Origin of the sequence: Streptomyces sp. NPDC088810 (assembly GCF_044750305.1) — a bacterium.
GTDB lineage: Bacteria > Actinomycetota > Actinomycetes > Streptomycetales > Streptomycetaceae > Streptomyces.
The window spans coordinates 248,766-271,348 of record NZ_JBIVJQ010000003.1 but is presented as its reverse complement, the minus strand read 5'-3'; the positions used below and the strand labels follow the sequence as shown (position 1 = coordinate 271,348).

The 22,583-nt window shown below is 72.8% G+C and carries 19 protein-coding genes; 13 read left to right on the top strand and 6 right to left on the bottom strand.

Annotation, left to right across the window (positions count from 1 at the left end):
• The first annotated feature begins 36 nt into the window (after window positions 1-36).
• The gene (locus ACIP4Y_RS12070) at window positions 37-1,530 is read left to right on the top strand and encodes an MFS transporter (protein ID WP_401391277.1); all 1,494 of its coding nucleotides are present in this window, start codon (window positions 37-39) and stop codon (window positions 1,528-1,530) included.
• Between the two features lie 10 nt (window positions 1,531-1,540).
• On the opposite strand, the gene ACIP4Y_RS12065 is transcribed toward ACIP4Y_RS12070, so the two are convergent.
• The gene (locus tag ACIP4Y_RS12065; protein WP_401391274.1) at window positions 1,541-2,320 is read right to left on the bottom strand and encodes a LysR family substrate-binding domain-containing protein; all 780 of its coding nucleotides are present in this window, start codon (window positions 2,318-2,320) and stop codon (window positions 1,541-1,543) included.
• A gap of 84 nt (window positions 2,321-2,404) precedes the next feature.
• Between ACIP4Y_RS12065 and ACIP4Y_RS12060 the strand changes: the two genes are divergently transcribed.
• Together ACIP4Y_RS12060 and ACIP4Y_RS12055 are read left to right on the top strand one after the other, a co-directional pair.
• A complete protein-coding gene (locus tag ACIP4Y_RS12060) occupies window positions 2,405-2,806 on the top strand; it encodes a DUF5997 family protein (protein ID WP_401391272.1) in 402 nt (133 codons plus the stop codon).
• A 270-nt stretch (window positions 2,807-3,076) separates the two neighbouring features.
• Window positions 3,077-3,889 carry a response regulator transcription factor gene (locus ACIP4Y_RS12055; protein WP_401391270.1) on the top strand — a complete coding sequence of 271 codons (813 nt, stop codon included), beginning with the start codon at window positions 3,077-3,079 and terminating at the stop codon, window positions 3,887-3,889.
• 36 nt (window positions 3,890-3,925) lie between these two features.
• On the opposite strand, the gene ACIP4Y_RS12050 is transcribed toward ACIP4Y_RS12055, so the two are convergent.
• Complete coding sequence (locus tag ACIP4Y_RS12050) at window positions 3,926-4,348, bottom strand: secondary thiamine-phosphate synthase enzyme YjbQ (RefSeq protein WP_030775337.1); 423 nt, start codon at window positions 4,346-4,348, stop codon at window positions 3,926-3,928.
• A gap of 122 nt (window positions 4,349-4,470) precedes the next feature.
• Here ACIP4Y_RS12050 and ACIP4Y_RS12045 point away from each other — a divergent pair, with 122 nt between their 5' ends.
• The 5 genes from ACIP4Y_RS12045 to ACIP4Y_RS12025 all read left to right on the top strand — a co-directional run bounded on the left by ACIP4Y_RS12045 (window position 4,471) and on the right by ACIP4Y_RS12025 (window position 8,469).
• Window positions 4,471-4,554, top strand: coding sequence for a putative leader peptide (locus ACIP4Y_RS12045; protein ID WP_349817350.1), 84 nt, complete (start codon window positions 4,471-4,473; stop codon window positions 4,552-4,554).
• Window positions 4,555-4,701: 147 nt separating this feature from the next.
• Window positions 4,702-5,601, top strand: coding sequence for an ABC transporter permease (locus ACIP4Y_RS12040; protein ID WP_401391265.1), 900 nt, complete (start codon window positions 4,702-4,704; stop codon window positions 5,599-5,601).
• Window positions 5,574-6,311 carry an ABC transporter ATP-binding protein gene (locus ACIP4Y_RS12035; RefSeq protein WP_401391263.1) on the top strand — a complete coding sequence of 246 codons (738 nt, stop codon included), beginning with the start codon at window positions 5,574-5,576 and terminating at the stop codon, window positions 6,309-6,311. Before ACIP4Y_RS12040 ends, ACIP4Y_RS12035 begins: the two co-directional genes overlap by 28 nt.
• A gap of 31 nt (window positions 6,312-6,342) precedes the next feature.
• A complete protein-coding gene (locus ACIP4Y_RS12030; RefSeq protein ID WP_401391260.1) occupies window positions 6,343-7,350 on the top strand; it encodes an ABC transporter substrate-binding protein in 1,008 nt (335 codons plus the stop codon).
• A 42-nt stretch (window positions 7,351-7,392) separates the two neighbouring features.
• The gene (locus tag ACIP4Y_RS12025; RefSeq protein WP_401391257.1) at window positions 7,393-8,469 is read left to right on the top strand and encodes an NAD(P)-binding domain-containing protein; all 1,077 of its coding nucleotides are present in this window, start codon (window positions 7,393-7,395) and stop codon (window positions 8,467-8,469) included.
• Window positions 8,470-8,481: 12 nt separating this feature from the next.
• Here the strand turns inward: ACIP4Y_RS12025 and mltG are convergent, their stop codons facing one another.
• Both mltG and ACIP4Y_RS12015 read right to left on the bottom strand, forming a co-directional pair.
• Window positions 8,482-9,375 carry an endolytic transglycosylase MltG gene (mltG, locus tag ACIP4Y_RS12020; RefSeq protein WP_401391254.1) on the bottom strand — a complete coding sequence of 298 codons (894 nt, stop codon included), beginning with the start codon at window positions 9,373-9,375 and terminating at the stop codon, window positions 8,482-8,484.
• 44 nt (window positions 9,376-9,419) lie between these two features.
• Window positions 9,420-11,222, bottom strand: coding sequence for an ABC transporter ATP-binding protein (locus ACIP4Y_RS12015; RefSeq protein WP_401391251.1), 1,803 nt, complete (start codon window positions 11,220-11,222; stop codon window positions 9,420-9,422).
• A 114-nt stretch (window positions 11,223-11,336) separates the two neighbouring features.
• Between ACIP4Y_RS12015 and ACIP4Y_RS12010 the strand changes: the two genes are divergently transcribed.
• Entirely contained in the window at window positions 11,337-11,786 is a 450-nt protein-coding gene (locus tag ACIP4Y_RS12010) for a MarR family transcriptional regulator (RefSeq protein ID WP_358642928.1), read from the top strand.
• Window positions 11,787-11,880: 94 nt separating this feature from the next.
• On the opposite strand, the gene ACIP4Y_RS12005 is transcribed toward ACIP4Y_RS12010, so the two are convergent.
• Window positions 11,881-13,491 carry a peptide-N4-asparagine amidase gene (locus ACIP4Y_RS12005; protein ID WP_401391247.1) on the bottom strand — a complete coding sequence of 537 codons (1,611 nt, stop codon included), beginning with the start codon at window positions 13,489-13,491 and terminating at the stop codon, window positions 11,881-11,883.
• A 147-nt stretch (window positions 13,492-13,638) separates the two neighbouring features.
• Between ACIP4Y_RS12005 and ACIP4Y_RS12000 the strand changes: the two genes are divergently transcribed.
• Window positions 13,639-15,162 carry a M1 family metallopeptidase gene (locus tag ACIP4Y_RS12000; RefSeq protein ID WP_401391244.1) on the top strand — a complete coding sequence of 508 codons (1,524 nt, stop codon included), beginning with the start codon at window positions 13,639-13,641 and terminating at the stop codon, window positions 15,160-15,162.
• A 261-nt stretch (window positions 15,163-15,423) separates the two neighbouring features.
• Entirely contained in the window at window positions 15,424-17,421 is a 1,998-nt protein-coding gene (locus ACIP4Y_RS11995; RefSeq protein WP_401391241.1) for an N-acetylmuramoyl-L-alanine amidase, read from the top strand.
• Between the two features lie 54 nt (window positions 17,422-17,475).
• Here the strand turns inward: ACIP4Y_RS11995 and ACIP4Y_RS11990 are convergent, their stop codons facing one another.
• Window positions 17,476-18,186, bottom strand: a complete 711-nt coding sequence (locus tag ACIP4Y_RS11990; protein WP_401392495.1) for a L,D-transpeptidase family protein — start codon at window positions 18,184-18,186, stop codon at window positions 17,476-17,478.
• Between the two features lie 285 nt (window positions 18,187-18,471).
• On the opposite strand from ACIP4Y_RS11990, the gene ACIP4Y_RS11985 reads away from it, so the two are divergent.
• Window positions 18,472-20,277 carry an ABC transporter transmembrane domain-containing protein gene (locus ACIP4Y_RS11985; RefSeq protein WP_401391238.1) on the top strand — a complete coding sequence of 602 codons (1,806 nt, stop codon included), beginning with the start codon at window positions 18,472-18,474 and terminating at the stop codon, window positions 20,275-20,277.
• Window positions 20,274-22,055, top strand: coding sequence for an ABC transporter ATP-binding protein (locus ACIP4Y_RS11980; protein WP_401391236.1), 1,782 nt, complete (start codon window positions 20,274-20,276; stop codon window positions 22,053-22,055). Before ACIP4Y_RS11985 ends, ACIP4Y_RS11980 begins: the two co-directional genes overlap by 4 nt.
• Window positions 22,056-22,583: the final 528 nt, after the last annotated feature.

The following is a 22,583-nucleotide window of genomic DNA, read 5'->3' as shown; positions in this document are numbered from 1 at the left end:
CGTGCGCGGCGGGCCGTGACTGCATAGCGTGACCCCATGACTACAGTCGCGGCACCATCCGCACCCGACGAGCGGCGGTGGAAGGCGCTCGGGGTCTGTCTGGCGGCGGGCTTCATCTCGCTCCTCGACACCTCGATCGTGAACGTGGCGCTGCCCTCGTTGGAGCGCGGGCTGGGCGCCTCGGAGGCGACCCAGTCCTGGGTGGTCTCCGGGTACGCCCTCACGTTCGGGCTCGCGCTGGTCCCGGCGGGCCGGCTGGGCGACATGCGCGGCCGGCGCCAGGCCTTCCTGATCGGACTCGCGCTGTTCACGGTGGCCTCGCTGGCGTGCGGGCTCGCGGCCAGTCCCTCCTGGCTGGTGCTGTTCCGGCTGATCCAGGGCACGGCGGCGGGCATGGTCGCGCCGCAGACCTCCGGGCTGATCCAGCAGATGTTCCAGGGCGCCGAGCGGGCCAAGGCGTTCGGCGTGCTCGGCACGGTCATCGGGGTGTCGACGGCGGCGGGCCCGCTGGCGGGCGGCCTGCTGATCGACGCCGTCGGCACCGACGACGGCTGGCGGTGGGTGTTCTTCGTCAACCTGCCGATCGGGGTGGCCGCCTTCGCCGCGGGGCTCCGGCTGCTGCCCCGCTACCCGGCGGCCGGCAAGCACGAGGAGTTCGACCTGTTCGGGGTGCTGCTCCTCGGCTCGGGCGTGCTCGCGCTCATGCTGCCCCTGGTGCAGGAGCAGCAGTGGACCGGCCGGGAGAAGTGGGCGCTGCTGCCGGTGGCCCTGGTGCTGCTGGGCGGGTTCTGGGCGTGGGAGAAACGGCAGGGGCTGCGCGGGCGCGCTCCGCTGGTGGACCTGGGGCTGTTCTCCCTGCGCTCCTTCACGCTCGGCTCGCTGATCAGCCTCACCTACTTCGCGGGCTTCACCACCGTCTTCTTCCTCTACGCCCTGTACCTGCAGAACGGCGTCGGATACAGCGCGCTCGCCTCCGGCCTCACGGTCCTGCCCTTCGCGGCGGCCTCGGCGGTCGGGGCCGCCGCCGGGGGCCGGCTGGTGGTGCGTTTCGGCCGCAAGCTGGTCGTCATCGGTCTCGGCGGGGTGGCCCTGGGGCTGCTCGGGGTGATGGTGGCGGTGGAGCTGGTGCCCGGGCGGAACCTGGGCTGGGCGTCGGCACTGCCGCTGCTCGTCGGAGGCATCGGCTCCGGTCTGACGGTGTCCCCGAACACCACCCTCACCCTGACCCGTGTCCCGGTGCACCGGGCGGGTGCGGCCGGGGGCGTGCTCCAGACGGGCCAGCGGGTCGGCTCGGCGGCCGGGATCGCGGTGGTGGGTTCGGTGTACTTCGCCCACCTCGCCAATCACGGCCGTACCGACACGGCGATGCAGCTGGGGCTGCTCTCCGCCGTGGGCATCATCGTGGTCGCCCTCGTGCTGGCGGTCGCCGATCTGCGGGAACGGCACGTGCGGCCCGAACCCACCGGGGAGCCGGTCGGGCGCGGTCCGGGAGAGGGCGGCGCCGGGGAGGCGGTACAGCCCGGCACCTGACAGGCCGGGTTCACGCCCTCCGGCGCGGCTTGCCCCGCTTGGCCGGCTTGCCGCCGCCGGTGCGGGTGCGTGCGGTGCGGGCCGCCGGCTTCCCGGACGACCTGGCCGGTGCCTTCGCCCCCTGCCGGCTGCCGCCCTGGTCGGAGCGCTTGCGCTCGGCGTCGGCCGGTTTCGCCGCCGTACGGCCCCTGGTGCTGTTGACCGTGCGTCCGCGGACGATGCCGATGAAGTCCTCCACCAGGTCGGTGGTGGCCTCCTCCGGCCAGGACAGGGCGACGCTCGACTGGGGCGCGTCGACGACCGGGCGGTAGGTGAGGTCCCGGCGGTGGTGCAGGCGGGCCAGGGACTGCGGGACGACCAGGAGGCCGACGTTCGCCGCCACCAGTTCGACGGCGTCCGCGGTGGTGGCGGGCCGCTCGAAGGCCGGTTCGCCCGGCGGGGCGTCCCAGTCGAAGACGTCGTCCAGGGGGTGGAAGAGCACTTCGTCGGCGAGATCGGCCAGCGACACCTCGTCCGCGGCCGTGATCAGGTGGTCCTTCGGGACGACGACCACCGTGGTCTCGGTGTACAGCGGGATCGCGCTGAAGAACGTACGGTCGACCGGCAGCCGGACGAGACCCGCGTCCGCCTCGCCCGCGCGCAGCACCTCGGGTGCCTCCGCGGCCGGGACCTGGACGAGGGTGAGCGGGATGTCGGGCAGGCGCTCGTTCCAGGTCTTCACCCACTTGGCGGGCGTCACCCCGGGAACGTACGCGAGCCGGAACGACGGTGCATCCTCCGAGCCTGTCATCAGGCCAGATTACCGGCCTGCGCCGGTGGCCCCGGTCACCGGCCGTGGTCGGGCCTCCCGCGCACGGCCGATACCCTTGACGTCATGAAGTCGCAGCAGAGCACCCAGACGATGAAGCCCGCGACCGCGGCGAAGAAGCTGGGTGTGTACCTCCCCGCCACGCCCGCCTCCTTCCAGGAGGGTGTGGTCACGCGCGCCGAGCTGAACGAGCTGCAGGCCAACCCGCCCGAGTGGCTGCGCGAGCTGCGGCGCACCGGTCCGCACCCGCGTCCGGTGGTGGCGGCCAAGCTGGGCGTCTCCATCGCGGGCCTCGCCCGGGGCGGGGTCACCGAGGCGCTGACCACGGAGCAGATCGAGGCGCTCAAGCAGGAGCAGCCCGCGTGGCTGGAGAAGGAGCGGGCCACCCAGGCCGAGGTCCGCAAGGAGGCCGCGCGCCTGAAGAAGCTCAAGCAGGAGCCGAAGGAGAGCGGCGCCGAGCGCGGCTGACCCTTCCCGCTCGTCCCGACGCCCTCCGGCTCCGCCCGGGGGGCGTCGTCGGTTGCCGGGCCGATCTTCCGGGCAGGAGGCGGGCATGCGGAGGGGCGACACCGGACGGGCCGCCGTTCCCCCGTGCCGGCGGCCCGTCGGACGCGATGCGTCCGGGCAGGCCGGTGTCGCCGGGTTGAAGTGTGCGCCGGACGGGGACCGCGAGGGTATGCGTACAAGTACGTATGCCGACGGGGGGGACGAGTACGCGAGGCAACCGGAGAGGAATCCGTGCGGCTGGAGAAGGCCTACGAGCGCATGACGGCCGTCGCCGTGGCGGCCCTGCACGAACGGGAACCCGGGCGGCTGTGGCCGCTGCTGGCCGGCACGCTGGCCGAGGTGTGCGGCGGTGAGACGGTCATCCACAAGCTGGACGACTGGAGCGAGCGCAGCGGCACGATCGGCACGGTGCCCGACGGGGCGGCCGCGGAGCTGGCCCGGCTCGGGGGCGCCGACCTCGGCCTGCTGCGCGCGGGCTATCCCTTCGCCGGTCACTACGGGCCCGGAACCGACCGGACGCCGGTCACCGCGCACCGGGCGGCGGGCCGTACGTGGCCGGACAGCCCGACGGCACGCCTGCTCCGCGAGGTCCTGGACGTCGACCATGTACTGGGCGTACCGCTCCCCGGGAGCGCGGCGCCGATCACCGGCTGCCTCGTGTACCGGTCCGGTGCGGACTTCACGGACGACGAGCTGGTCATGGCCGAGCGCGTCCAGCCGCTGCTGGCGGCGGTCGAGCGGCAACGGCAGCTGCTGGTGGAGTGGCGGGCGCTCGGCCCGTCCGGCGCGCCGCAGGAGCAGGCGGCGGACTGCGCGCTGACCCCGCGGGAGACCGCCGTCCTGGTGCTGCTCACCGACGCGCTCACCGCCGACGCGATCGGCCGCCGCCTGGGCATCTCGGTCCGCACGGTGCACAAGCACGTCGAGAACATCTACCGCAAGCTCGGCACCCGCGACCGCGTCGGCACGGTACTGCGCGCCCAGCGCCTCGGCCTGGTGCCGTCGCCCGGGCCGGCGCAGGCCGCCTGGGCCCGCCGGCCCTGACCCGGCACCGGCGTGCCGTGCACGTCGCCCGGGGGCTCAGCCCAGAAAGCTCAGCCGGACCCGGCGGTCGGGATTGTCCTTGTTGGTGTCCACCAGGCACACCGACTGCCAGGTGCCCAGTTCCAGGCGCCCGCCGATCACCGGGAGGGTCGCGTGCGGCGGGACGATGGCGGGCAGGACGTGGTCGCGGCCGTGGCCCGGGCTGCCGTGCCGGTGCTGCCAGCGGTCGTCGGCGGGGAGCAGTGTGTGCAGGGCCGCGAGCAGGTCGTCGTCGCTGCCGGCACCCGTCTCGATGACGGCGATTCCGGCGGTGGCGTGCGGGACGAAGATGTTGAGCAGACCGTCGCGGCCGGCCGCCGCCTCCCGCAGGAACTCCTCGCAGTCGGCGGTGAGATCGACGACGCGCTCCCGGGTACCGGTGGAGACGTGCAGCATGCGTGTGGTGAAGGCATCGGACATGCCCCCATCCTGACCCATTCGCCGGTTCCCACACCCCGCGGCGCCACCGATTTCCGAGACGGGCGGTCCACGGGGCGAGACACCGTTGACCACTGCGCTTCCATCTGGCTACGTTCAGCCGCATGTTGCGTTCAGCCCTGCTCACCACGCGCGGTCACATCGACCTGCTGCGGGTGGCCTCCGCCGCCTGTCGCCGCGGCTGCTGACGCCCTTCCCCCTATCTTTCCCCTTCTGTGTGCGGGCCCCTTCGGCCTGTCGCCGTGTCGTGCCCGGTCTTCTAGTTGAACCAGGCATGACATAGAGGCGCGGAACCCGCGTTCCCCACTCCCGGCCCTCCTCCCCGTGGAGCACCCATGAGCATCAGCCATGCCCCACCTCACTCCCCAGGACCGGATATTTCCGGTATATCCAAGCAAGGCTCAGGAACACCCTCACCAGGACACCCTTCCCCCGGCCTCCAGCCCGTCCTCCCCGCCTCCACCCGGCGCGCCCGGGTCCCCCGCTGGCTGCGCCGCACCACCGGCCCGCTCCTGCTGCTGGCCCTGTGGCAACTCCTGAGCGGCACCGGTGTGCTGTCGGCCGACGTGCTCGCCTCTCCCGGCCGGATCGCGCAGGTCGGCTGGGATCTGATCGCCGACGGTTCACTGCCGTCGGCCATGGGGACCTCGCTCCGGCGGGTCGCGTTCGGGCTGCTCTTCGGCACCGTGACCGGCACCGGACTCGCCCTGCTCTCCGGGCTGTTCCGGATCGGCGAGGACCTGGTGGACGCGCCGGTGCAGATGCTGCGGACGGTGCCCTTCGTCGGTCTCATCCCACTGTTCATCATCTGGTTCGGGATCGGCGAGACCCCGAAGATCGCCATCATCACGCTCGGCGTGACCTTCCCGCTCTACCTGAACGTCTACGCCGGCATCCGCGGGGTGGACACCCCGCTCATCGAGGCGGGCGAGTCGTTGGGCCTGTCCCGGTGGGGACTGGTACGGCACGTGGTGCTGCCGGGGGCGCTGCCCGGGGCGCTGACCGGGCTGCGCTACTCGCTCGGGATCTCCTGGCTGGCGCTGGTCTTCGCCGAGCAGGTCAACGCCGACTCCGGCATCGGGTTCCTGATGGTGCAGGCGCGGGACTTCCTGCGGACCGACGTGATCGTGGTCTGCCTGATCGTCTACGCCTTCCTCGGCCTGCTCGCCGACTTCATCGTCCGCTCCCTCGAAAGGCTGCTGCTGCAATGGCGACCGACGTTCACGGGCCGGTGACCGGTCACGCGGTCCACGTCGAGGGGCTGACCCGCTCCTTCGACGGCCGCGCGGTCATCGACGACCTCCGACTCGACATCGCGCCCGGCGAGTTCGTCGCCCTGCTGGGTCGCAGCGGCTGCGGCAAGTCGACCCTGCTGCGCATCCTCGCGGGCCTGGACCGGGACATCGAGGGCACGGCCCTGGTCCCGCGCCGCCGGGCCGTGGCCTTCCAGGCACCCCGGCTCATGCCCTGGAAGAAGGTGTGGCGCAATGTGCTCCTCGGCTTGCCGGGCAAGCCCGAACGCTCCCTCGCCGAGAAGGCTTTGGACGAGGTCGGCCTCGGTCACCGCGTCGACGCCTGGCCGAAGACCCTCTCCGGCGGCGAGGCCCAGCGCGCCTCCCTCGCCCGCGCGCTGGTGCGCGAGCCCGATCTGCTGCTGCTCGACGAGCCGTTCGGCGCCCTCGACGCCCTCACCCGGATCAAGGCCCAGCGCCTGGTCGGGGAGTTGTGGCAGCGCCGGGGCTGCGCGGTGCTGCTGGTCACGCACGACGTGGAGGAGGCGGTGCTGCTCGCCGACCGGGTCCTGGTGATGGACGGCGGCCGGATCGCCCATGAGCAGCGCATCGACCTGGACCGGCCGCGCGAGCTCACCGACCCACGGTTCGCCGCCCTCCGTGCCCGCCTGCTCGAACGGCTCGGCGTCGACACCGCCGCCGCAGCCGCCTGAACGCCCACCCCCGAACACGAACGGAACCGCCATGCGACGACGACTCCTCCCCGCCGCACTGCTCCTCCCCATCGCCCTTCTGCTCACCGCCTGCGGCGGGAACTCGTCCGCCAGCACCGGCACGGACGGCTCGGGCTCCGTCACCCTGGATGTCGGCGACCAGAAGGGCGGTTCGGAGGCCATCCTGCGCGCCGCCGGCGAGCTGAACAACCTGCACTACAAGATCAAGTGGTCGACCTTCGCCTCCGGGCCGCCGCTGCTGGAGGCCGTGAACGCCAAGGCCGTCGACATCGGCGGTGTCGGCAACACCCCGCCCGTCTTCGCGGCCGGCGCCGGTTCCAAGATCACCGTTGTGGCCGCCTGGCACGGCACCTCCAGGGGCGACGCCATCCTCGTGCCGAACGGCTCCGACCTGACCAGGCCCCAGCAGCTCAAGGGCAGGTCCGTCGCCGTCGCACAGGGCTCCTCCGCGCACTACCAGCTGGTCGCCTCGCTCAAGGCGGCCGGGCTGAGCCTGTCCGACATCAAGGTCAAGTACCTCCAGCCGGCCGACGCGCTCGCCGCGTTCACCTCCGGCAAGGTCGACGCGTGGGCGGTCTGGGACCCGTACACCTCGCAGATCCTCCAGGCCAGGCAGGGCCGGGTGCTCACCACCGGTGACGGCATCACCAACGGCTTCACCTTCCAGGTCGCCGCGCCGGCCGCGCTGGAAGACCCCAAGAAGGCCGCCGCCATCAAGGACTACCTGGCACGGCTGCGGCGGGCCACATCCTGGGTCTACGACCACCGGGAGGAGTGGGCCAAAGTGTGGTCGAAGGACACCGGTCTGCCCTACGAGGTGGCACTGGCCTCCGTGAAGCGGACGAACTCCACCCGGATCGCGGTGGCCGTCGACAAGCCGCTGGTCGCCTCCGAGCAGCAGATCGCGGACGCCTTCACCGAGTTGAAGCTCATCCCGAAGAAGGTGGACTTCGCCGGCTTCGTGGACCGGCGCTACAACGGCGACCTGCCTCCGTCGACGACTCCGGCCAAGGACTGAGCGGCCGGGAAGAGCCGCGCCCGGCCCACTGTTGGTTGAGGTGTGAACGAAGTACACGAGGTCGAGGTTGTCGTGATCGGCGCCGGCCAGGCCGGTCTGGCCGCCGCCTACCACCTGCGGCGGACCGGTTTCGAGCCGGGCCGCGATGCCGTGGTCCTCGACCACGCCCCCGGCCCGGGCGGCGCCTGGCAGTTCCGGTGGCCTTCGCTGACGTTCGGCAAGGTGCACGGGACGCACGCGCTGCCCGGCATGGAGCTGACCGACGCCGACCCCGCGCGGCCCTCGGCCGATGTTGTCCGGGAGTACTTCGACCGGTACGAGCGCACCTTCGACCTGCGGGTACGGCGGCCCGTGGCCGTGCGCGCGGTACGCGAGGGCACCGGGGGACGGCTGCTGGTGGAGACGTCGGACGGCACCTGGTCGACGCGGGCGCTGATCAACGCGACCGGCACCTGGGACCGGCCGTTCTGGCCGCGGTACCCCGGCCAGGAGACCTTCCGGGGGCGGCAGTTGCACACCGCGCAGTACACCGGCCCCGAGGAGTTCGCCGGGCAGCGGGTCGTGGTCGTGGGCGGAGGCGCCTCAGGCACCCAGCATCTGCTGGAGCTGGCCCCGTACGCCGCCGCGACCACCTGGGTCACCCGGCGGCCCCCGGTCTTCCGCGAGGGGCCGTTCGACCAGGAGGCGGGCCGTGCGGCCGTCGCGCTGGTGGAGGACCGGGTGCGTCAGGGGCTACCGCCGCGCAGTGTGGTCTCGGTCACCGGGCTGCCGCTGAACGACGCGATCCGGCAGGGTCTCGCGGACGGGGTGCTGGACCGGCAGCCGATGTTCGACCGGGTCACCCCGGACGGCGTGGAGTGGCGGGACGGCCGGCGGGTCACCGCCAACGTGATCCTGTGGGCGACCGGGTTCCGGGCCGCGCTCGACCACCTCGCCCCGCTGCGGCTGCGCGAGCCGGGCGGCGGTATCCGGGTGGAGGGCACCCGCGCGGTCGCCGATCCACGGATCCACCTGGTCGGCTACGGTCCCTCGGCCAGCACCATCGGCGCCAACCGGGCCGGGCGCGCGGCCGTCCGGGACGTCCGGCGGCTGCTGGCGCAGGAGTCGGTCGCCGCCTGAGACCCCGCCGGCTCAGCTGCCCGACGGCTCCGAGGCCGGGGAGCCCAGCGGGCTGCTGCTCGGGGGCTGGGCCGTCGCGGCGCCCTGGTGGACGGCGTTGAACTCGGCCACGTTCCGCAGGTGCTCGTCGTAGTCCGCGGTGAAGCGCGTGTCCCCGGGCTTGACGGTGACGAAGTAGAGCCAGTCGCCCGGCGTCGGGTTGAGCGCGGCGCGCATCGCGTCCTCGCCGGGGTTGTCGATGGGCGTCGGCGGCAGGCCCATGCGCTGGTAGGAGTTGTAGGGGCTCTCGACTTGGGTGTCGCTCTGGCTGGTCCGGACGGTGTCGCGGTTCAGCGCGTAGTGGATGGTCGAGTCCATCTGCAGCGGCATTCCGCTGTTCAGCCGGTTGAAGATGACCCTGGCGACCTTGCCCATGTCCGCCTTCGTCGAGGCCTCGGCCTGGACGATGCTGGCGATGGTGACGGCCTGGTAGACGTTCATCGCGTTGCGCTGGGCCCCGGCCGCGACGGGTGCGCCGTTGAACCTCTTGTCCGCCGTGTCGACCATGAGCTGCAGCAGGGACGCGGGGGTCGCCCCTTTCCGGACGGGATACGTCGCCGGGAAGAGATACCCCTCCGGGTTGCCCGCGGCCTCGTTCGGCAGTTTCAGGGGGGCCTTGTCGAGGGACTTGCGGGTGCTGCCAGGGGGCAGCCCGAGGGCCTTGTCGACCGCGTCGTAGACCTGGCCGGCGCGCCAGCCCTCCGGGATGACCAGCGTGGCGGACTTCTCCTGCTCGCCGTCGGCCGCCAGCGTCAGCAGCGGCACCGCCACGGCGGTGCCGGCCACGACGGCGCCGGCCACGAGGAGGGCGAGTCTGCCCCGGCGTGTCAGTCGGATCGTGCTCCGTGGCGGAGTGTTCGTCTGCATGCGGGCACGGTAATACGCATATCACCCCAAACCCGGCATTATGTTCAGTTTGTCGGTTGCAGTTGCGCGTCCCGGCGCACCAGGGCCGCGTACCGCCCGTCCCGCTCCAGGAGTTCCTCGTGCGTGCCGCGTTCGGCCACCCGTCCGGCGTCCAGCACCACGATCTGGTCGGCGCCGCGGACGGTGGACAGGCGATGGGCGATGGTGATGGTCGTGCGGTCGGCCGACAGCGCGTCGATCGCGTCCTGGACGGCGGCTTCGGTGCGGGTGTCGAGCGCACTGGTCGCCTCGTCCAGGATGAGGACCGGCGGATCGCGCAGGATGGTACGGGCTATCGCCAGGCGCTGCTTCTCGCCGCCGGAGAAGCGGTGGCCGCGTTCGCCCACGATCGTGTCGTAGCCGTCGGGCAGGGCGGCTATGTGGTCGTGGATCTGTGCCGCCTCGGCCGCCGCGCGCAGTTCCTCGTCGGTGGCGTCCGGCTTGGCGAAGCGCAGGTTCTCCGCGACCGAGGCGTGGAAGAGGTACGTCTCCTGCGAGACGACGCCGACCGCGCGGGCGAGGGTGTCGAAGTCGAGGTCGCGGACGTCCACGCCGTCCAGGGTGACGCGGCCGCCGGTGACGTCGTAGAGCCGGGGCACGAGATAGCCGAGCGTGGACTTGCCGGCGCCGGTCGGGCCGACGACGGCGAGGCTGCCGCCGGCCGGCACGGTGACGTCGATGCCGTCGAGGACGGGGCCTCCCTTGTCGTCGTACCGGAACTCCACGTCCTCGAAGCGGACTTCGCCCTTGATCCGGTCGAGGCGGACCGGCCGCTCCCGCTCGGTGATGTCGATCGGCAGGTCCAGGTACTCGAAGATGCGCTGGAAGAGCGCCAGCGAGGTCTGGATCTGGACACCGGTGGCGAGCAGGCTCACGGCCGGGCGGAACAGGCCCTGCTGGAGCGAGACGAAGGCGACGATGGTGCCGAGGGAGACTTGGGGGCCGCCGAAGGTGAGGGCAAGTCCGGCCGTCCAGTAGATGACGGCGGGCATAGCGGCCATGACGATCGTGATCACGGCCATGCGCCAGCGCCCGGCCATGCTGGATCTGACCTCGAGGTCGACCAGACGCTCGGACTCCTCGGCGAAGGACGCGGTCAGCGAGTCGGAGCGGCCCATGGTGCGGCCGAGCAGGATGCCGCTGACCGAGAGCGACTCGGTGACCGTGGCCGCCATGGCGGCCATCTGTTTCTGCCGCTGGGTGGTGATCTTCTTGCGTTCGTTGCCGACGCGACGGCTGATCCACACGAACACCGGCAGCAGGAGCAGGGAGACGATCGTCAGCCGCCAGTCCAGGGCGATCATCGCGACGACGGTGGCGACCACGCTGGTGGCGTTGGACACCAGGGAGGTGGCGGTGGAGGTGACGGTGGCCTGCATGCCGCCGATGTCGTTGGCGATGCGGGACTGCACCTCACCAGTGCGGGTGCGGGTGAAGAAGGCGAGCGACATGCGCTGGAGGCGGCCGTAGACCGCGGTGCGCAGGTCGTGCATGACCCGCTGGCCGACGGTGGTCGAGATCAGCGTCTGCAGCACACCGAAGACGCTGGACAGGACGGCGCTGAGGATCATGCCGAGCGCGAGCAGGCTCAGCAGGCCGGTGCGGCCCTGCGGGATCGCGACGTCGAGCGTCTCCTTCAGCAGGAACGGCGTGGCCACCGAGACCAGCGACGAGGCGCCGACGAGCATGCCGACGACGGCGAGCCGCCCGCGGTAGGGACGGAAGAGCCGCAGGATGCGGCGCACCTGCCGGGGCTGTTCGCCGGCGTCGGCAGGTGGGGTCCAGGAGGGTTCACGGTCGGGGTGCATGGGCTCCTACGGGAGTGACGGGCGCCGGTCAGGAGTCGGCCGACGATGACGGAACGGATCGTAGCTCATTGTTACCTATACTCACAATGAACGGCATCCTGATATTGTTCCCGCATGACCACCCCCGATCCGGACGGCCTGCTCGCCGAGCAGTTGCTACGGCTCACCCGCCGGGTGCACCGCATCCAGAAACGCCATCTGGAGCAGCGCCACCTGGGCGTCACCCCCGCCCAGTCCCGGTTGCTGCGCACCCTCGCGCACTACGCCTCGCCCCCGCGCATGGCCGACCTGGCCGAGCGTCTGGAGGTCGTGCCCCGCGCGGTGACGACGCTGGTCGACGGGCTGGAGGCGAGCGGCAAGGTACGGCGGGTGCCGGATCCGGCGAACCGGCGCGTGACCCGGATCGAGCTGACGGACGAGGGGCGCGCGGCCCTGCGGGTACTGCGCGGCGCCCGCCGCTCGGCGGCCGAGGAGATACTGGCGCCGCTGACGGAGAAGGAGCGCCAGGTGCTCGGCGTCCTGCTGGACACGCTGATCGACGGGGACGCCGCCCAGCGCTGCTGAACGGCCGTGGCCCCCGCTCCGGAGACGGAGCGGGGGCTTCGAACACGCCCGCGCCAAGCGGTGAATCCGCCCGGGGGGCTGCGCCACCCCGGTCTCAGCAGCGGCTGCGATCCTCCGTCAGCACCCCCTGGACCGTGGCCAGTGAACGGTCGTAGCAGCCGTCCGGGCCGAGGAGGCGGTAGCGCTCGGCGGACGTGCCGACCGCGTGCCGCTGGTCGCGCGGGACGTTGACCGTGTACGTCGCGTCGCCGCCGTAGGTGTCGTCCAGCCGCGACCACGCGGTGCGCCGGCCGCCCTCGCGGACCACCGCGGAGGCCCGGTCGCCGAGGGTCAGCACGGTGCGCAGCCGATCGTCCGGACCGAGGGTGGTGGCGCCGTTCATGGTGTACGTCCGGTGGGTGCGCGTCGTCCGCGCGGGGCCGTGGCCGGCGGTCCTGACCCTCTCGTCGTCGGTCCAGGTCGCGTCGAGTCCGTCCGTGTTCTCGCCCTCGGTCCAGCGGTGGACGGAGGTGTTGGCGAGCGTACGGGTGACGGTGGTGGTCACCCGCCCGTGCGAGGTGTCCAGGTACCCGGAGGCGGTGAGCCGGTGCCCGGCCTCGGTGCGCACCCGGTTCTCCGTACCGGGCGTGAGGACGGAGGAGTTGACGAGGTCGGTGGCCTTGTCCTCGGTGAGCGCCCCGGGGACGTGGGCGCGGTGCGCGTCCTGCCAGACCAGCACGTTCACGGGGGTGCTCCAGCCCGGCCGATCCGCGGGCACGCCCACGACCGACACCTCGACGCGGTGCGGGCGGCCGTCGTTGAGGAGGCCGGCGAAGGGCGTGAGGTCGTACTCGAGGGGCCGGACGTCGAAGGCGCGCGGGGCGGGGACGACGTACCAGAGGAAGGGGTTGGACCAGCCGCCCGTCCACACGTTCGGGAAGGGCGCCGCGATGCCGGCGAGCCGGCCGTCGACGGTGATCTGCACCTCGCGGTAGGGGCCGCGGTCGGCCTTGCACGAGTACGACGCCGGGTCGGCGACGGTCAGGTACCAGAACTCCTCGCACCCGCCGCCCGAACCGGTCGCGTACACCTCGGCCACGATCCGTTCGCTGTTGCGCGGGGTGGTGAGGGTCGTACCGGAGGGCGTGTCGGCGAGGGTGAGGACGCGGTCGGGGGCGGGGGTCGCGGGGCGGCCGGCGTAGAAGGTGAGGGTGACGTGTACGTCGATGACACCGGTGTAGGTGTCGTCGACCACGTTGCCGATCAGCATCTCGACGTCCCGGGAGCCGCGGAAGGTGTCGCTGTAGCGGGTGACGTCCTTCTCGACGTGCCACCCGATGCCGTCGGGCGAGGGCTCCGGCGTGGAGGTGCGCAGGATCTCGACCCCGCCGACGTGCAGATAGCCCAGCCGGTCGTACTGACGGCCCTTCACCTTGCCGTCGAGGCGCAGGACGACCTTGCTCCAGCGGTCGCCGCAGCCCTTCGGGGGCGCGTAGGTGCCCCGGTACGGCGTGAAGTCGCGGAATTGCACGTCGGCGAGGGTGACCTGACAGGACGTGGTGTGCGGCCGGTCGACCGGCGGGGCCGCGGTCACCGGATCGTGCCAGTCGGTGCCGAACTCGGCCGGCACCTCGGCGGCTCGGGCCACCGGTGTGCCCGTGCCGAAGAACGCGCTCACCAGGAGGGTCGCTCCGGTAAGCATGGACATGACCATCCGTCTTCTCATGGCCGGTGTTCTACGGGGCGACGGGCCGCCCCGCAATGACGCCTCGGCAGATCGGCGCGATGCGAACGGCCGCCGCGCGGGCCTCGACGAGCATCCAATGAAGGGACATTTAGTGATATAAGCGGATCTTGCTGGCATAGTGCGCTCATGGACATCGCAAAGGGGTCACTCTCCCGCCGCACGGCCCTCGTCCTCACCGTCGTCGGAGCGTGCGCGGTCACCGGTGCCGCCGTCCTCGCCGGCACCCTTCCGCACGGAGCCGAGGGCTCGCCCGCACCCGGTCCGGCCGCCTCGTCAGGACCGGCCCCGGCCCCCGGCGCCCCGGGCATCGGCGACCCGCTCATGCCGCTCGCCGGCAACGGCGGCTACACCGTCCGCCGTTACACGCTCGACTTCGACTGGCGGGCACCCCGGACGCCCTTCGAGGCCGGTGCCACCATCAGCGCCACCGCCACCCAGGCCCTGTCCCGCTTCGACCTCGACTTCGCGGGCAACACGCTGCACCGCGTCACCGTCGACGGCGCCCCGGCCACCGCCCGCCGCGACGGCGACGAACTCGTCGTCACGCCCGTACGGCCCATCCCCCGCGGCCGTACGTTCACGGTCCGCGTCGCCTACACCGCCGACCCGACCCAGGGACGGCACCGCGACGACGCGATCCAGGACTACGGCTGGGTCCCCACCCCCGACGGCACCCTCGTCTGCGCGCAGCCCGACGGAGCCCGGATGATCTTCCCGGCCGACGACCACCCGAGCCTGCGGGCACCGGTCACCTTCCACATCACCACCCCCGCGGGGCTGAGCGCGGTGGCCAACGGCCGGCTCGTCGGCACGGCCCGCCGCCCGGACGGCCGCACCCGGTGGACGTACGACTCCGAGCAGCCGATCGCGGCACAGCTCGTCCAGCTGGCGATCGGGAGGTTCACGTTCGTCGACAGCAGCGGCCCTCGCGGGCTGCCCGTCCGGGACGTGGTGCCCGACGGACTGGTCACGGACACCGAGGCGTACCGCTCGCTCACCCCGGAGCACCTGGCCTGGCTGGAACGGCGGCTCGGCCCCTACCCGTTCCGCCGCTACGGCGTGCTGGTCGGGGACACCGACCTGCCGGTGGCGCTGGAGACCCAGTCGCTCTCCGTCGTACCGCGGGACGACCTGCTGGGCGACCGGGTCGACGCCGAGCGCAATCTCGTCCACGAGCTGACACACCATTGGACGGGTGACAGCGTCGCCATCCGGCGTTGGTCCGACCTGTGGCTGAGCGAGGGTCACGCCCGCTTCTACGAACGGCTGTACTCCGGCGAGCACGGCGGTGTGAGCCTGGAGTCCGTGATGCGGGCGGCGTACGAGCAGCACGACCAGTGGCGGCACGACGAGGGAGCACCCGCCGAACCCACCGAGGACACCCTGTTCAAGGTGATGCGATACGACGGCTCGGCGCTCGTGCTGTTCGCGCTGCGGGAGAAGGTCGGCGAGGAGACCTTCGACCGGATCGAGCGCGCCTGGGTGAGCGAGTACCGGGGCCGTGCGGCCGGCACCCGGGACTTCGTCTCGCTCGCGTCCCGGGTGGCGGGCGAGGACCTCGAATCGTTCCTGACTCCATGGCTTTACGGCACGCACACCCCGCCCATGCCGGGCCACCCCGACTGGCAGGTCGACCCGGTCGAGGACTGAGCCGCGCGCGGACTCGCGTGGTTGCCCCAGGCAGCGGAGCCGCTGCCGCCGACCGGGTGGCCTGTGCCGGGCCGCTGGTCCACCCCGGTGACGCTCGCCACGACACGGCGCGCGGGGCACGGAAACGTACGAGGGGTGGCACCACGGGCAACTCCTTTGTCCTGGTTGCGAGCGAGCGTGGTTGGGAGAGCCTCTGCGATGAGAAGAAATGTTTCTGCACATGTCCCCGCGGCCATCCGGAGATGCCGTCTGACGGCTTGTGTGATCGCGGGGGCGGCTCTGCTGCCGCCGCTGCTGATCCTCCCGACCTCCGGCGCCGACGAGGCGGCGGACCGGCGTCTGCAGGACGCCTTCACGGACGCCGCGCGCGAGTTCCAGGTGCCGCGCAGTGTGCTCATGAGCGTGTCCTACATGCAGTCGCGCTGGGACTCCCATCCGGGCACGCCCAGCGTCACGGGCGGCTTCGGGCCGATGCACCTGGTGGACGCCGAACGCGTCCGGCCGTCGGAACCGGCGCCCCGCCCCGAAGCGCCGGTCGGCGAGAAGGCCCAGCCGCGCACGGGCGCGGCGGGGTCGTCCCCGGGCTCGGCGGGATCGTCCGAGGGCTCGGCAGGGTCGTCCACGGGCTCGGCGGGATCGTCCCCGGGCGCCGCGGCCGGCCATGCCGTGGAGCCGGCGGACCTGCAGCACGCGGCACGCCTCATCCAGGCCCCGGCCGGACGGCTGCGCACGGATGCCGCCGCCAACGTACGCGGCGGGGCGGCGCTGCTGGCGGCCACGCAACGGCAGCTCGGCAAGCCCCTGAGCGCCAACCCGGCGGACTGGTGGGAGTCGGTGGCGCGCTTCCCGGGCACCCGTGACGTGGCGTCAGCCACGGCCTACGCCGACGACGTCTTCGCCCTCATCCGCCGGGGCGCGCACCGCACCACCGCCGAGGGGCAGGACGTCACCCTGCCCGCCACCCCCGGCCTGCAGCCGCACCCGCGCACCCCCCGCGGGCAGGGCCCGCAGCGGCCGAAGCAGGTCGAGTGCCCTGCCGAACTGGCCTGTGACTGGCTCGGCGCGCCGTACGAGGAGATCGGCGACAGCTACGGCAACCACGACCTGGGCGACCGGCCCAGGGACCAGCCGATCGAGTACATCGTCATCCACGACACCGAGGCGGAGCTGCCGAGCATGTTCCAGACGGTGCAGGACCCGACGGAGTCCTCGTGGCACTACTCGATCCGCTCCAGCGACGGTCACGTCACCCAGCACATCAGGACCAAGGACGAAGCCTGGCACTCGGGCAGCCAGTTCGTGAACGCCCGCTCCATCGGCATCGAGCACGAGGGATTCCTCACCCAGCCGGGAACCTGGTACACGGAGCGGATGTACCGGGCCTCGGCGCGCCTGGTGCGGTACCTGGCGAACAAGTACGCCATCCCGCTCGACCGGCAGCACATCTTCGGCCACGACAACGTGCCCGCCCCGACCGCCGACACCATCCCCGACATGCACGACGACCCCGGCCCCTTCTGGGACTGGCGGCACTACTTCGACCTCCTCGGCGCACCGCTGCGCGCCACGGCGGGACCCGACAGCGACATGGTGACCATCCTGCCGGACTACGGCAAGCACAAACCGCCGTTCACAGGGTGCGCCGGCAGCGGTTCACCGTGTCGGCCGCACGGCTCCAGCGCCGTCCGGCTGTACACCGCGCCGGACGAGAAGGCCCCGCTGATCCAGGACCCGGGCCGCAAGCCCGACGGCGCGGATTCCACGGTGGACGTCAACGACCTGGGATCGCGCGTCTCGGCCGGTCAGACCTTCGCCGTCGCCGACCGCAGCGGCGACTGGACGGCGATCTGGTTCCAGGGACAGAAGGCCTGGTTCAAGAACCCCAGGAAGCAGCCGACCGCCGTCGGTGCGGCCGGGCGCATGGTCACGCCGAAGGAGGGCCTGGACGAGATCCCGGTGTACGGGCGTGCCCTCCCGGAGGAGGAGGCCTACCCGGACGACATGGACGAGCCGACCGCGTCCCCGCTGCCGTACGGCTTCCTGGCGGGCCAGCGGTACGTGACACAGGGCGGCGTCGGCAGTTCCTACACCGCCAAGTCGTTCAGCGACACGCCCAACCCGGTGGTGTGGGGCCGCGAGAGGTACTACGAGATCCAGTTCGGCCACCGGCTCGCCTATGTCCGGGCGAGCGACGTGGACGTGGTGGGCTCTGCCGCGGCCGGATCGCCGGGACACCAGGCGGATCCGGCCGAGCGGTAGCGTCGTCGAAGCCGGGAACCGGCCGTCGGACGGACAAGGTGCCGTGTCCCCTCGCTAGGCGGCCAGCGTCGCCCTGTCCCCCATCACCACCACGGGGTGGCCGGCCGGGTCCAGCGTGCGCAGCAGGACCTCCATGGCCTTCCTGGAGACACTGACGCAGGCCGAGGTGCCGCTGCGGTGGTCCATGTGCAGCCAGATACCGCCGCCCTTGTCCGTGCCCCAGGGGCGGGTGGCGTCGCGCGGCGGGGTGCCCCTGACGCGGTTGTAGTCGATGGCGATGACGTAGTCGAAGTCGTGCTGGTGCGCCTCGTCCCACTCGGCCGGGGGCGCATAGGCGCCCTCGTCCTGGTCGTAGGGCAGCCTGGTACCCGGATCGGCGAGCACACCGCCCGCGTCGGTGAGGGTGAACACGCCGACCGGGCTGCGCTGGTCGCCCTCGTGGTGGTGCGTGGTCCAGCCGCCGCGTCCGTTGTGCGCGGGCCAACTGCCCGCCGTGCGCCACTGGGCACCCTGCCGCGTGTACAGCACGACCCGGGAGACCGCCGAGTCCCGGTGCTCGCCGTACACGGCCAAGACCTGGCGGGAGCCGGCGGGGATCCGCCGGTACAGCCGGTCGCCGACGCCCGGTATGCGGGTCGGGTCGGGGGTGGCGGCCGTCGGGGCGTTCCTGCCGCGGGCGCCCTGCGCGCCGTGCGTGGGGTCCGGGGTGGCGCAGGCGGAGAGCGTCGCGAGGAGGGTGCCGAGGGCCGCCGCCGCGACCGTCATGCGCCGCACGGTGTCGATGTGCACCCCTCCATGCTGTCATCGCGGCCCCGCTGATGGTGCGTCCTTTCGGGCAGTCACCGTGCCGGGTGACGGGGCTGCCCGGGGCTTGACGGGCGAGCCCTCGGTGGCCGTGGCCGGAAGTGGGCGGATTTCGCGGGCCGTCGAGGAAAACCGTTTGAAATTCACCACTCTGCGACGCGAACCTTTCACGGCTTGTTGCCGGTCACCGCGGTCTTCCGCTGTTGTGCTCCCCTGCCCTCCCCTGACACGAGCCACTGGGACGTCATGCAGATTCAAGACCTTCCGTATCCCGATCCGGGCGTGCCGGACACGCGTTCGGGTCCCCGATTCCTGTGGTGGCTGTGGCGCAACCAGCTGGGCGGGCAGCTGAAGTCGCTCGCCTGGGGCCTGCTGCACTTCGTCTCCGTCTCCGCCCTGCCCTTCTGCGTCGGTCTCGCCGTGCAGGCGGCCATCGACCGCTCCGGCACCAGGCTCGCCCTGACGGGTGGTCTGATGCTGCTCTGCGGTCTGGGCATCGCGCTCGGCGACACCTTTCTGCACCGGGCCGCCGTCACCAACTGGATCATCGCCGCCGCCCGTGTCCAGCAGCTGCTGGCGCGCAAGGCCGCCCAGCTGGGCTCGGCCCTCACCCGGCGGGTGGCCGCCGGTGAGGTGGTGGCCGTCTCCACCGGGGACGTGGAGAAGATCGGCTGGTTCGTCGAGGCCGTCTCCCGATTCTCCGCCGCCGCACTGACGGTCGTGGTCGTCTGCGTCGGCCTGCTCGTGTACCAGCCCGCGCTCGGCGTGGTCGTCGCCGTGGGCCTGCCCGTCGTGGCCCTAGCGGTACTGCCGCTGCTGCCCCGGGCGACGCGCCGTGCGGACGTCCAGCGCGAGAAGGCGGGCCGGGCCACCGAGCTGGCCTCGGACACCGTCGCAGGACTGCGGGTGCTGCGCGGCATCGGCGGCGAGGAGCTGTTCCTGGACCGCTACCGCCGGGCCTCCCAGGAGGTACGGCACGCCGCCGTGTGCAGTGCCCGCATGTGGTCGCTGATCTCCGCCGTCCAGGTGCTGCTGCCCGGGCTGCTGCTGATCGCCGTCGTCTGGCACGGCATCGACCTGGCCCGCCAGGGACGGATCACGGTCGGCGAACTGGTCACCGTCTACAGCGCGGTCATGATCCTCAATTACCCGCTGCGGCACTTCGAGGAGATCGCCATGGCGTACTCCTTCTCCCGCCCCTCGGCCCGACGCGCCGCGCGGGTGCTGGCCCTGGAGCGGTCCACGGCCACCGGCGGCACCCGCGAGGCCGAGGTGCCGGGCGGCGACCTGTACGACCCCGCGACCGGTCTGCTCGCTCCCGCCGGCCGGTTCACCGCCGTGGTGTGCGGCGACCCGGACGCGGCGGGCCGGCTGGCCGAGCGGCTGGGCGGCCACCCTGCGGAGCCGAACCGGTCGGCGCTGCTCGGCGGAGTGCCCCTGGACGAACTCCCCCTCGACAGCGCCCGGACCGCCGTGCTCGTCCAGGACAAGGAGCCGGTGCTGCTCTCCGGCACCCTGCGCGACCTGCTCGACGTGCCGGCCTCCGGCGCCGTGCCGGCCGCGGACGCGCTGGCGGCGGCGCAGTGCGAGGACGTGCTGGACGCGCTCGTGCAGGGTTCGCTGGACGCGGCCGATCCGATGGACGCCCGTATCACCGAGCGCGGGCGCTCCCTGTCCGGCGGCCAGCGCCAGCGGCTCGCCCTGGCCAGGTCGCTGATCACCGACCCGGAGGTGCTGGTGCTGGACGAGCCGACCTCCGCGGTCGACTCCCACACCGAGGCGCGGATCGCGGACGGACTGCGCCGGCTGCGGTCGGGGCGGACGACCGTGGTGTTCACCTCCTCCCCGCTGCTGCTCGACCGCGCGGACCGGGTGGCCCTGGTGCACGAGGGCGAGGTCGTGGCGGTCGGTGTCCACCGCGAACTGGTCGACAGCGAGCCGCGGTACCGGGCCGTGGTGACCCGGGAGACCGACGAGGAACTGTCCGCGGCCGACCAGGGCATCCTGCTGGACGCGCTCCAGGAACTGAAAGAGATCGAGGAGAGCGCATGATCGGGGTAGCGCCACCGGCGTACGACCCGGCGGTCCCGACGACCGCCACCACCCTGCCCGTCGGCGCCGCCGCGACCGTGCGCGCCTACGTCACCGAGCTGTTCCGCCGGCACCGGCGGGCCTTCCTGCTGCTCATCGCCGTCAACACGGTGGCCGTGATCGCCTCCATGGTGGGCCCGTACCTGCTCGGCGGCCTGGTCGAGCGGGTGACGGACAAGGCCGCGGAGCTGCACCTGGGCCTGACCGCCGGGCTGTTCGTGCTCGCGCTGGTCGTGCAGGCCGGGTTCGTCCGGCAGGTACGGCTGCGGGGCGCGATGCTCGGCGAGCGGATGCTGGCCGACCTGCGCGAGGACTTCCTCGTCCGGTCCGTCGGGCTGCCGCCGGGCGTGCTGGAGCGGGCGGGCACCGGCGACCTGCTCTCCCGCATCACCACCGACATCGACCGCCTGGCCAACGCCATGCGCGAGGCCGTGCCGCAGCTGGCCATCGGCGTCGTGTGGGCCCTGCTGCTGCTCGGCGGGCTGGTCGTGACCGCCCCGCCGCTGGCCGCGGCCGTGCTGCTCGCCGTGCCGGTCCTGGTGATCGGCTGCCGCTGGTACTTCAAGCGGGCGCCGTCCGGTTACCGCTCGGAGGCGGCCGGGTACGCCGCCGTCGCCGCCGCGCTCGCCGAGACCGTGGACGCGGGCCACACCATCGAGGCGCACCGCCTCGGCGCCCGCCGCGTGGCCCTGTCCGAGCGGAGGATCTCGCAGTGGGTCGCGTGGGAGCGCTACACCCTCTGGCTCCGCTCCGTGCTCTTCCCGGTGATCAATACCGTCCACCTCCTCGTGCTCGGCTCGGTCCTGATGGTCGGCGGTGTGTTCGTCCTGCACGGCTGGATCGGAGTGGGCCAGCTGACCACCGGCGCGCTCATCGCGCAGATGCTGGTCGATCCGGTGAACCTGATCCTGCGCTGGTACGACGAGGTGCAGGTCGCCCAGGTGTCGCTGGCCCGTCTGGTCGGTGTCCGGGACATCGAGCCGGACGCCGGGGACGCCTCGGTGGCCCCGGCGGGACGGGTCGTGCACGCCGACCGGGTGCACTTCGGCTACCGCGAGGGCGTCGACGTGCTGCGCAAGGTCTCCCTGGAGGTAGCACCGGGCACCCGGCTCGCCCTGGTCGGCCCGTCCGGCGCGGGCAAGTCCACCCTGGGCCGGCTGCTCGCCGGGATCTACGCGCCCCGGGACGGCCGGGTCACCCTGGGCGGGGCCGAGCTGTCCCGGATGCCCGCGGAACGCGTCCGCTCGCACGTCGCCCTCGTCAACCAGGAGCACCACGTCTTCGTGGGCTCCCTGCGCGACAACCTCCTCCTGGCCCGCACCGGCGCCACGGACGCCGAGCTCTGGGCGGCCCTCGGCGCGGTCGACGCGGACGAGTGGGCGCGGGCACTGGACGACGGCCTGGACACCGAGGTGGGCTCCGGCGGCCTGGCGCTCACCCCGGCGCAGGCGCAGCAGATCGCGCTGGCCCGGCTGGTGCTGGCCGACCCGCACACGCTGGTCCTGGACGAGGCGACCTCGCTGCTCGACCCGCGCGCGGCCCGTCACCTGGAACGCTCCCTGGCCCGGGTCCTCGACGGCCGCACCGTCGTCGCCATCGCCCACCGTCTGCACACCGCCCATGACGCCGACGTGATCGCCGTCGTGGAGAACGGCCGCATCAGCGAGCTGGGCAGCCACGACGACCTGGTCGCAGCCGAGGGCGCGTACGCGGCGCTGTGGCGGTCTTGGCATGGGTGAGGGTGGCTTGGCGGGGGTCGGCTGGGTGTGTGGGTCGGCGAAGGGGCGGTCGGGGCGGCCCCGCTCGCCGGGGGGCGGGGGTGCAGCCCGCGGCGGTGAGCGGCCGAGTCGGCCTCGCTCGCTGGGAGTGCGGGGTGCAGCCTGCGTCGGCGACGTCGCCTCGGTCGACCGGGGTGCGGCCCACCCGCATCGGCGAGGGCGCGCCCCGGCTCCCCGCGGGCGTGGGGTGTCCGCGGCGGCAGGGCTCGTCGACCCGGGCCACCGGGGTGCAGGGTGCCGGCAGCAGCGAGGGGGCGACCCCGGCCCGCCGGGAGACGCGGCCTGCCTGCGTAGACCGGACCCGTCGACCCGGGCCACCGGGGTGCAGGGTGCCGGCAGCAGCGAGGGGGCGACCCCGGCCCGCCGGGAGACGCGGCCTGCCTGCGTAGGCCGAACCCGTCGACCCGGGCCACCGGGGTGCAGGGTGCCGGCAGCAGCGAGGGGGCGACCCCGGCCCGCCGGGAGACGCGGCCTGCCTGCGTAGGCCGA

What these genes read in the sequence shown, in the direction of transcription:
- ACIP4Y_RS12070 (WP_401391277.1), top strand. Translation starts at nt 37, where the DNA reads ATGACTACAGTCGCGGCACCATCCGCACCCGACGAGCGGCGGTGGAAG.
- ACIP4Y_RS12065 (WP_401391274.1), bottom strand. Translation starts at nt 2,320, where the DNA reads ATGACAGGCTCGGAGGATGCACCGTCGTTCCGGCTCGCGTACGTTCCC.
- ACIP4Y_RS12060 (WP_401391272.1), top strand. Translation starts at nt 2,405, where the DNA reads ATGAAGTCGCAGCAGAGCACCCAGACGATGAAGCCCGCGACCGCGGCG.
- ACIP4Y_RS12050 (WP_030775337.1), bottom strand. Translation starts at nt 4,348, where the DNA reads ATGTCCGATGCCTTCACCACACGCATGCTGCACGTCTCCACCGGTACC.
- ACIP4Y_RS12045 (WP_349817350.1), top strand. Translation starts at nt 4,471, where the DNA reads ATGTTGCGTTCAGCCCTGCTCACCACGCGCGGTCACATCGACCTGCTG.
- ACIP4Y_RS12040 (WP_401391265.1), top strand. Translation starts at nt 4,702, where the DNA reads ATGAGCATCAGCCATGCCCCACCTCACTCCCCAGGACCGGATATTTCC.
- ACIP4Y_RS12035 (WP_401391263.1), top strand. Translation starts at nt 5,574, where the DNA reads ATGGCGACCGACGTTCACGGGCCGGTGACCGGTCACGCGGTCCACGTC.
- ACIP4Y_RS12030 (WP_401391260.1), top strand. Translation starts at nt 6,343, where the DNA reads ATGCGACGACGACTCCTCCCCGCCGCACTGCTCCTCCCCATCGCCCTT.
- mltG (WP_401391254.1), bottom strand. Translation starts at nt 9,375, where the DNA reads ATGCAGACGAACACTCCGCCACGGAGCACGATCCGACTGACACGCCGG.
- ACIP4Y_RS12015 (WP_401391251.1), bottom strand. Translation starts at nt 11,222, where the DNA reads ATGCACCCCGACCGTGAACCCTCCTGGACCCCACCTGCCGACGCCGGC.
- ACIP4Y_RS12010 (WP_358642928.1), top strand. Translation starts at nt 11,337, where the DNA reads ATGACCACCCCCGATCCGGACGGCCTGCTCGCCGAGCAGTTGCTACGG.
- ACIP4Y_RS12005 (WP_401391247.1), bottom strand. Translation starts at nt 13,491, where the DNA reads ATGAGAAGACGGATGGTCATGTCCATGCTTACCGGAGCGACCCTCCTG.
- ACIP4Y_RS12000 (WP_401391244.1), top strand. Translation starts at nt 13,639, where the DNA reads ATGGACATCGCAAAGGGGTCACTCTCCCGCCGCACGGCCCTCGTCCTC.
- ACIP4Y_RS11990 (WP_401392495.1), bottom strand. Translation starts at nt 18,186, where the DNA reads ATGACGGTCGCGGCGGCGGCCCTCGGCACCCTCCTCGCGACGCTCTCC.
- ACIP4Y_RS11985 (WP_401391238.1), top strand. Translation starts at nt 18,472, where the DNA reads ATGCAGATTCAAGACCTTCCGTATCCCGATCCGGGCGTGCCGGACACG.
- ACIP4Y_RS11980 (WP_401391236.1), top strand. Translation starts at nt 20,274, where the DNA reads ATGATCGGGGTAGCGCCACCGGCGTACGACCCGGCGGTCCCGACGACC.